Raw genomic sequence first — 7,223 nt, 5'->3', positions numbered from 1 at the left:
CAATCCCGCATCAACACCTACCACCACCCCCAGCAATACTTCACCGACAACCAAGACGACGACGAAACAGACTGTCCGCCAGCGTGATCAGGCAGCGACTGCGGCGATGACGAACGCCTGGTCAGCTGTCTCCTTGAGCTGCGGTTGGCGCTCACGGGTGGCTGTGGCATACCCGGTGAACCCGGCGGCGGCCAATGCGTCGCGCACGGTGGCGGTGTCATGTCGCAGGAAGGTCATCGAGACCGCGTGTCCGAAGGCTTCGTCGAAAGACAAAGGAGGAGCACCAGTTTGGAAATCCCAAAAGCAACCAGCCCGGGTCGGTGAGGACCCGGCGGAACTCCGCGAACAGGTCCGCAAGCTCATCGGCGGGAGTGTGGATGATCGAATACCACGCAGACACTGCCGAGAAGGTGCCGTCGCGGTACGGCAACTCACGCATATCAGCCACCTGGAACGGAATCTGCGGATACCGCTCGCGGGCAATGGAAATCATGGCAGGTGACCCGTCGATGCCCTCGGCGCTGAGGCCCAACCGGGTGAGTTCGGCGGCGGCCTGACCTGGTCCGCAACCAACGTCCAGTGCGGCCTGGCCGCCCGATCGCAGTACCAGCTCGGCGAACGACTGCACCAGGCTGCGGTCGAACGGTCTGACGTCGAACTCGTCGGTGAAGTGTCGTGCGTACTCGTCGGCGATCAGCTCGTACTGGTCGTACACTGTTCCGACACTAGCCTCCGACAGTAGCCGGATGTCCTTGCAGGCGGCGAGGACCTGGTAGTGGTGGTGGGGTGAGTTCTGGATCGCCGATGGCTGCGGTACTCGTCACCGGAATGTCGGGGGTGGGCAAGTCGGCGGCCCTCGCGGAACTTGCCCTACGCGGTTTCGACACAGTGGACACCGACTATGGGCATTGGATCCACGTCGTCGACGGCGAGCCGCTGTGGCATGAACCGCTCATTGACGAGTTGCTGCGCCGACCGCGTCTTCGTCCGTTGTTCGTGCAAGGCACCGTGGCCAATCAGGGCATGTTCTATGCCAGATTCGATGCCGTCGTCCTGCTGAGCGCCCCGCCGGCCGTGATCTTCGATCGCCTAGGTACCCGTACCGGAAACGACTTCGGCAAGAGCGCTGTTGAGCAGTCTCGGATCGCGCGAGACATCGCTGAGACCGAGCCACTGTTGCGCTCCGCCGCCACGCACGAGATCGACACCACTCAACCGCTCGATCACGTTGTCGATGCCCTCGCCGCAATCGCTGAGAGAGCGCAAGGGTGAAGAGGTTTCATACTCGTCAGGACTCCGGAACCGAGGTGAACGGATGCAGGGTGAGTATCAGTCGCACCAGGTCTGCCTGTCGGTGTGTTCCGGTCTTGTCGAAGATTCGACGCAGATGGGTTCGCACAGTCGGAAGGGAGACTGAAAGCTCCTCGGCGAGCGTTTTGGGGTCGGCACCACGTGACACCCGCAATGCGATCTCTGCCTCGGTCGGGGTGAGGTGGAACAGTTGCTGCAGGAGCGCGGCGCTGGGTTCCGGTTCGCGAGCGGGATTGATGAGCACGACCATTGCCCGGGGGCGGCCCGGCTCTTCCAAGGTGTGCAGGGGTAGCACGTGAATGACGAATGACCTTGCACCCGAAGGGCGCTCGCAGATCAGTGAGTTTCCGTGTCGGACGCCGTTGGCGTCGCCGTCGAGCGCGGCGTACAGCGCAAGCCCCAGCGCCTGCTCGGCGTGCCGGCTGGCGGCGGTGAGGTGCCCCTGGATGAGGGACAGCCCGTCAGCAACCCGCACGATCTGCTCGGCGGCGCCGTTGAGGCTCAGCACGCGTCGATCGGCTCCGATCACCAGGATGCCGTTTCCGACGGTGTCCAATGCGGCGGACAGGTCGGCGCCGGTGTGGGTCAAGCCGTCGATGTGGTGCTGTGTGCGCAGCGCTTGCTGCAGATGCCGGACGAGACCACCGAAAACCTGTACCCGCTCGACAGTGTCGAAGCGTTCGGAGGCGACGGAGGTGTGCAGTATGAAGCAGCTGGGACGCGGGCCTGCACTGAGTCGCACCAGCAGACCGTCTTCCAGACCGTTGGGGTGCATCCAGTCGGTGTAGAACTCTGAATGCCGTTGAGTTGTAATGAGTTCCGCTCCCGATCGGATGATCCCGACGGGGCCGTTCGCCACCGCGGCCAGCGGGTAGTCCAGCCGTCCATAATGCTCGGTGTAACTTGCTGCGGCGCCGGCCGGGAGGACAGCGTCCTGGATGATCCAGATCGCGTTCTCCGCGGTCACCAGCGCCCCGCCGTTGCCTCCGATGGTCCGGTGAATGTCGCCGATGGCTGTCTGCCAGCGCTCAGGTGTGGCGGCCGCGGCGTAGATGCCCGCTACGAGTCGCGAGAAATCCTCGAGCGTGACCATGGTGCGGGTTCCCGTTCAGGCAGCGAAGCCGACATCGTGCGTCCCGTCAATTATTCAGCGCTGCCGAAAATCCTAAGCGAAATCATCCATTTGGTCGATGCTCCAGGAATATTCGGAATGGTTTTCTGATGATCCTCCGGCGAGCGTGACGCCGCGGCGGAGTTGCCCGATACGGTGCCAGCGAAGGGGGTAGCCGTGATCCTCACGATTCCGTACAGGCCAGCGGACATGATGAACGACCTGCTTCATGAACCGCCGTCGGAACAGCTTCCCCACGACAGCCACGACCATGCGCGCCATGAATCGCGCGGCCGCGCGTCCAGGCGCATCTATTTCGAGTCGGCACTGTTGTCGCGGGAAATGGATCATCCATGAATTTCCGCATACAACTTTCCGAACACAAATAACCCGAATGGCGTGCAATTCGGCCGTTTTCCTCCGGTGAGGTTGCTGCCAACCTTGTCGAGCCGATGTGAACTCGTCGCAGCCCGGACTGAGCTGCTCTAGGCTCTCCTGCATGACCGATCACGACAAGGCCGCCGCGCGGCGTGAGATTGCTGACGCTCTGCTCAACGCACTCAACCGCCGACACGAACTGCTTGATGTGATCGTCGAGGCCGACGACCGCAAGACCGCGGTCGACGCTGTTGCGACATTGCTCAACACATCGCATGCCGCCGCCGATGCCGTCGTCGGGTTGTCCTTCGACCGGATCACCAAGGAATCGCGCAGGCAGATCGCCGCCGAGCTCGATGATCTGAACAGCCAGCTGACGTTCACCGCGCAGGAACGTCCGGCGAGCTCCGGCGAGACGTTGGTGCTCAGGCCCTTCTCGGCGGCTACCGACCGAGACATCTTCGAGGCCCGCACGGCCGACGTCGGCGCGTCCGGCGACGGGTCCGGCGCACCTGCTGCCGATATCGACGACGAGATCCGGTCGGCGCTGGCTCGGGTGGATGCCGATGAGGCCGCGTGGTTCGTGGCGGTCGAAGGTGCGGAGAAGGTCGGCATGGTCTTCGGCGAGCTCAGCGGCGGTGAGGTGAACGTCCGGATTTGGATCCACCCCGATTTCCGTAAGCGCGGGTACGGCACTGCGGCGCTGCGCAAATCGCGCTCGGAGATGGCCTCGTACTTCCCGGCCGTCCCCATGGTTGTCCGTGCCCCGGGGGTTGTCCCGCCGGCCTGAAAAAGTTCTTCTCAGTCCACACTCCTGACCTGTGCTTTCGCCGGAAATCGGTGTCCGTGCTCACAGATTCCTTGGCAGGGAGCTCACAGGGGAGGAGTATGGAGGCATGCTAACCATACGAAAACTCGCGGGAACAGTATTCGTAGCGGGAGCCGCAGCGGCCATCGCCGCCGCACCGACGGCCATGCTCCTCGCTGATGCGCCGGCCTCATTGACCGACCCGAATGGAACGAATCAAGTAGTGCTCGCCGACCCGGTCGGCGGGGGTGATGCCGGGGGCGGCGGCGGTTGCGACAGCGGCCCCGGCTGGCAGGGCTGCGGCGGCTGGAACCCTGCCCAGGGTGGTTGGGGCCACGGCTGCCTCAACGGCATCTGCGGCGGCTGGGACGGCCAGCGCGGGTGGGGTAACTAAACCCCACCCGACGGCGGGCTGACCGGCTCGGCTCCGGTCAGCCTGTGGCGCCGGTCAGGCAAAGGTGTTCCTCAAGGCGTAGCCACCAGTCGGTGTCGGCGATGACCTCGTCGCCGGCGTCGAGTGCGGCCCATGCGGTCGTCACGACCGACTGCAACAGCCGCTCACGGTCCGCGTCGGCGTTCAGGATGCCTGCGGAGGTGAGCGCCACGGACAGCTGCGGCGCTTCATGCAGGTGTAGCCCTGGTTGGAGCAGCCCGGTCAGGCTCGCGGCGACATACGTCGGGCGTGCCGCGGGAGCGGCGAACGCGAGATCTCGCAAGCTCGACGCTCCGCTGAGGACCAACAGCGAATCCATCCCTGCCGCGTTCGCGCCCGCGATATCGGTGTCCAAGCGGTCGCCGCACACGAGAGTCTCTGTGTGCTCGATCTTCAGCAGGTTCCGGGCCAGCTCATATAGGTCCGCAGCGGGCTTGCCGACTACGTGTGGTGTCGCCGCCGTGGCGGACTGCACGGTCGCGACCAACGCACCGTTGCCCGGTGCGGGCCCGCGTGCTGTCGGCAGCATGAGGTCGAGGTTGGTCGCGACCCACATCGCGCCACGCTGGACCTGATAGCCGACCTCCGCCAATTCGCGCCAGGTCACGTCGATTCCGAGGCCCTGGACCACCGCAGCGACGGGGGCGTCCGGCAACTCTGAAATACCGACGGGGAGCAGGCCGGCCTGAGTGAGCGCGTGCGGGACCCCGGGCCCGCCGACCGCGAACACCGGGGTTCGTGTGGGCAGTCGGTCGGCGAGATACGCTGCGGCGGCCTGCGAACTGGTGACCACCTCCCATCCCTGCGATCCGAGACCGAGTTCGCGTAGATGCTCGCCGACCGCGTGCGCTGGGCGCGAGGCGTTGTTGGTCGCGAAGACGATCGCAATGTCTTCGGCAGTAAGGTGATTCAGCGTTTCGACCGAGCCGGATACCGGTGTCGCACCGCGGTAGACCACACCGTCGAGGTCGCAGATCACTCCGAGGTACTGCGCGATGAGCCCAGATCTCAGCGTGGGCTCGGAAGGCAAGGTTCGGTACACCCACCGACGCTAAGCAGCGCATAGGGACGCGCGGTTCCCCTGTGGGGATGAAGCCGGGGGTGACCCAGCGCCGCAGCCATGTGCAACCACCCCTGCGGTCACCCCTCGGGAGGAGGTTGCCGCGGGGTGTCGCTGGTGTGCTCAACGCATACCGACGACGCCTGAGGAGTGGTGAAATGCTAACCGAGCGTTCGACGCTGACGCAGTTCCTCATCGAGGAGCGTCGGCGTCATCCCCGGTCGAGCGGAGAGCTCAACGCGCTGATCCACGATGTCGCGTTGGCGTGCAAGGCGATCTCCCAACGCATCGCCTCGGGAGCGCTCTCCGGTGTCATCGGCAAGGCCGGTGCCGTCAACGTCCAAGGCGAGCAGCAGCAGAAGCTCGACGTCGTGGCCAACGATATATTCCTGCGCGCCAACGAGTTCGGCGGTCAGCTTGCCGGGATGGCTTCCGAAGAGCTCGACGATCCATACCATATCCCGGCGCAGTATCCCCGGGGAAAGTACCTGCTCACCTTCGACCCGCTGGACGGCTCTTCGAACATCGACGTGAATGTCTCAGTCGGCAGCATCTTCTCGATCCTGCGTGCGCCGACGCCTGGGCAGGACGCCGAGGTGGACGACTTCCTGCAACCGGGAGGCAGACAAGTGGCGGCGGGCTATGCGCTGTTCGGCCCGTCCACCGTCCTCGTCCTCACGGTCGGAACTGGGGTGCACGGGTTCACGCTGGACCCGTGCCTGGGCGAGTTCTTCCTCACCCGTCCGTCCATCGAGATACCCAGCGGCACCACAGAATTTGCGATCAACGCGTCGAATCAGCGGTTCTGGGAACCTGCGGTGCAAAAGTATGTCGAGGAGTGCCTGGCGGGTGTGGCCGGGCCCCGGACAAAGGATTTCAACATGCGCTGGGTCGCCTCCCTGGTGGCCGAGGCGCACCGCATCTTCACACGGGGCGGCGTGTTCCTGTATCCCAAAGACTCCAAGGATCCAAAGAAGCGAGGGCGGCTTCGGTTGCTGTACGAGGCAAACCCCATCGCATTCCTTGTCGAGCAGGCCGGCGGCCTCGCCTCGACCGGGCGGGAACGCATCCTCGATGTCCAGCCCACCGACCTGCATCAGCGGGTGCCCTTCATATTCGGCAGCCGCGACGAGGTCGAACGGATTGTCAGCTATCACGTCGAATTGCCACCCGAGCCCATCGAGCACTGGCACCCGCTGTACGGCATGCGTGGGCTATACCGCGCCAGCAACTGAGGAGAACACACATGTCCGCCAAGCACCCCGTCGTTGTCGTCACCGGTTCCTCGGGCGCAGGCACCACCTCGGTCATGCGAACCTTCGAGCAGATCTTCCGGCGCGAGGACGTCAACGCCGCATTCGTCGAAGGTGACAGCTTCCACCGCTACGACCGTGCAGGCATGAAGCAGGAGATGGCCCGGGCTCTGAACGAGGGCGATCACACCTTCAGCCACTTCGGCGCCGACGCAAACCTTTTCGAAGAATTGGAGGCACTGTTTCGCGTGTACGGCGAGACCGGTAGCGGAAAGGTGCGCAAGTATCTGCACGACGATCAGGAGGCGGCACCCTACGGCCAGCCACCCGGGACGTTCACATCCTGGGAGGACATTCCGGCCGGCACCGACCTGCTCTTCTACGAGGGGCTGCACGGCGCGGTGGTGACCGAGAAGGTCGACGTCGCCCAATACGCCGACCTGCTCATCGGCGTCGTTCCCGTGATCAACCTGGAGTGGACCCAGAAGTTGCACCGCGACAAGGCCAAACGCGGCTACTCGACCGAGGCGGTGACGGAGACGATCCTGCGCCGAATGGACGATTACGTGCACTACATGTGCCCGCAGTTCTCGCGGACCCATGTCAACTTCCAACGGGTGCCCGTGGTGGACACGTCAAACCCGTTCATCGCCAGGACGATTCCATCGGCCGACGAGTCGATGCTCGTCATCCGCTTCGCCGACCCACGGGGCATCGACTTCCCCTACCTGCTGTCGATGCTGCACGACTCGTTCATGTCGCGCCCGAACACCATCGTCTGCCCTGGCGGAAAGATGGATCTGGCGATGCAGCTGATTTTCACTCCGATGCTGTGGCGGCTTCTCGAGCGTCGCAACAAAGCGCAGTGA

Annotated in this window: 10 protein-coding genes; 6 read left to right on the top strand and 4 right to left on the bottom strand. The window is 64.3% G+C overall.

Features of this window, described 5'->3' with window-relative positions; all coding sequences use genetic code 11:
- Window positions 1-87 precede the first annotated feature (87 nt).
- Both BST13_RS39950 and BST13_RS31625 read right to left on the bottom strand, forming a co-directional pair.
- On the bottom strand, window positions 88-237 hold the full coding sequence (locus BST13_RS39950) for a hypothetical protein (protein WP_245839884.1): 150 nt from the start codon (window positions 235-237) through the stop codon (window positions 88-90).
- Window positions 218-715 carry a class I SAM-dependent methyltransferase gene (locus tag BST13_RS31625; protein ID WP_245839883.1) on the bottom strand — a complete coding sequence of 166 codons (498 nt, stop codon included), beginning with the start codon at window positions 713-715 and terminating at the stop codon, window positions 218-220. Before BST13_RS31625 ends, BST13_RS39950 begins: the two co-directional genes overlap by 20 nt.
- A gap of 89 nt (window positions 716-804) precedes the next feature.
- Between BST13_RS31625 and BST13_RS31620 the strand changes: the two genes are divergently transcribed.
- Complete coding sequence (locus BST13_RS31620) at window positions 805-1,272, top strand: P-loop NTPase family protein (RefSeq protein ID WP_095533789.1); 468 nt, start codon at window positions 805-807, stop codon at window positions 1,270-1,272.
- A gap of 16 nt (window positions 1,273-1,288) precedes the next feature.
- On the opposite strand, the gene BST13_RS31615 is transcribed toward BST13_RS31620, so the two are convergent.
- Window positions 1,289-2,404: a helix-turn-helix transcriptional regulator gene (locus BST13_RS31615; protein ID WP_083169144.1), complete on the bottom strand. Its 1,116-nt coding sequence runs from the start codon at window positions 2,402-2,404 to the stop codon at window positions 1,289-1,291.
- Between the two features lie 195 nt (window positions 2,405-2,599).
- Between BST13_RS31615 and BST13_RS38815 the strand changes: the two genes are divergently transcribed.
- The 3 genes from BST13_RS38815 to BST13_RS31605 all read left to right on the top strand — a co-directional run bounded on the left by BST13_RS38815 (window position 2,600) and on the right by BST13_RS31605 (window position 4,002).
- Window positions 2,600-2,779 carry a hypothetical protein gene (locus BST13_RS38815; RefSeq protein ID WP_142282880.1) on the top strand — a complete coding sequence of 60 codons (180 nt, stop codon included), beginning with the start codon at window positions 2,600-2,602 and terminating at the stop codon, window positions 2,777-2,779.
- A gap of 142 nt (window positions 2,780-2,921) precedes the next feature.
- Complete coding sequence (locus BST13_RS31610; protein ID WP_083169143.1) at window positions 2,922-3,590, top strand: GNAT family N-acetyltransferase; 669 nt, start codon at window positions 2,922-2,924, stop codon at window positions 3,588-3,590.
- Window positions 3,591-3,696: 106 nt separating this feature from the next.
- Window positions 3,697-4,002: a hypothetical protein gene (locus tag BST13_RS31605; protein WP_083169170.1), complete on the top strand. Its 306-nt coding sequence runs from the start codon at window positions 3,697-3,699 to the stop codon at window positions 4,000-4,002.
- A 37-nt stretch (window positions 4,003-4,039) separates the two neighbouring features.
- Here the strand turns inward: BST13_RS31605 and BST13_RS31600 are convergent, their stop codons facing one another.
- Window positions 4,040-5,083 (bottom strand): HAD-IIA family hydrolase, encoded by a 1,044-nt coding sequence (locus BST13_RS31600; protein WP_083169141.1) that lies wholly within the window; start codon window positions 5,081-5,083, stop codon window positions 4,040-4,042.
- Between the two features lie 176 nt (window positions 5,084-5,259).
- On the opposite strand from BST13_RS31600, the gene BST13_RS31595 reads away from it, so the two are divergent.
- A complete protein-coding gene (locus tag BST13_RS31595) occupies window positions 5,260-6,336 on the top strand; it encodes a class 1 fructose-bisphosphatase (protein ID WP_083169139.1) in 1,077 nt (358 codons plus the stop codon).
- Window positions 6,337-6,347: 11 nt separating this feature from the next.
- Window positions 6,348-7,223: a phosphoribulokinase gene (locus tag BST13_RS31590; RefSeq protein WP_083169138.1), complete on the top strand. Its 876-nt coding sequence runs from the start codon at window positions 6,348-6,350 to the stop codon at window positions 7,221-7,223.

It is taken from the genome of Mycobacterium aquaticum (assembly GCF_002086485.1).
GTDB lineage: Bacteria > Actinomycetota > Actinomycetes > Mycobacteriales > Mycobacteriaceae > Mycobacterium > Mycobacterium aquaticum.
Note: the sequence above shows the minus strand (reverse complement) of the source record. Positions and strands in the feature narration are given on the sequence as shown.

Coding starts and splice junctions, on each gene's coding strand:
- BST13_RS39950 (WP_245839884.1), bottom strand. CDS start 237: ATGACCTTCCTGCGACATGACACCGCCACCGTGCGCGACGCATTGGCC.
- BST13_RS31615 (WP_083169144.1), bottom strand. CDS start 2,404: ATGGTCACGCTCGAGGATTTCTCGCGACTCGTAGCGGGCATCTACGCC.
- BST13_RS31590 (WP_083169138.1), top strand. CDS start 6,348: ATGTCCGCCAAGCACCCCGTCGTTGTCGTCACCGGTTCCTCGGGCGCA.
- BST13_RS31595 (WP_083169139.1), top strand. CDS start 5,260: ATGCTAACCGAGCGTTCGACGCTGACGCAGTTCCTCATCGAGGAGCGT.
- BST13_RS31605 (WP_083169170.1), top strand. CDS start 3,697: ATGCTAACCATACGAAAACTCGCGGGAACAGTATTCGTAGCGGGAGCC.
- BST13_RS31620 (WP_095533789.1), top strand. CDS start 805: ATGGCTGCGGTACTCGTCACCGGAATGTCGGGGGTGGGCAAGTCGGCG.
- BST13_RS31610 (WP_083169143.1), top strand. CDS start 2,922: ATGACCGATCACGACAAGGCCGCCGCGCGGCGTGAGATTGCTGACGCT.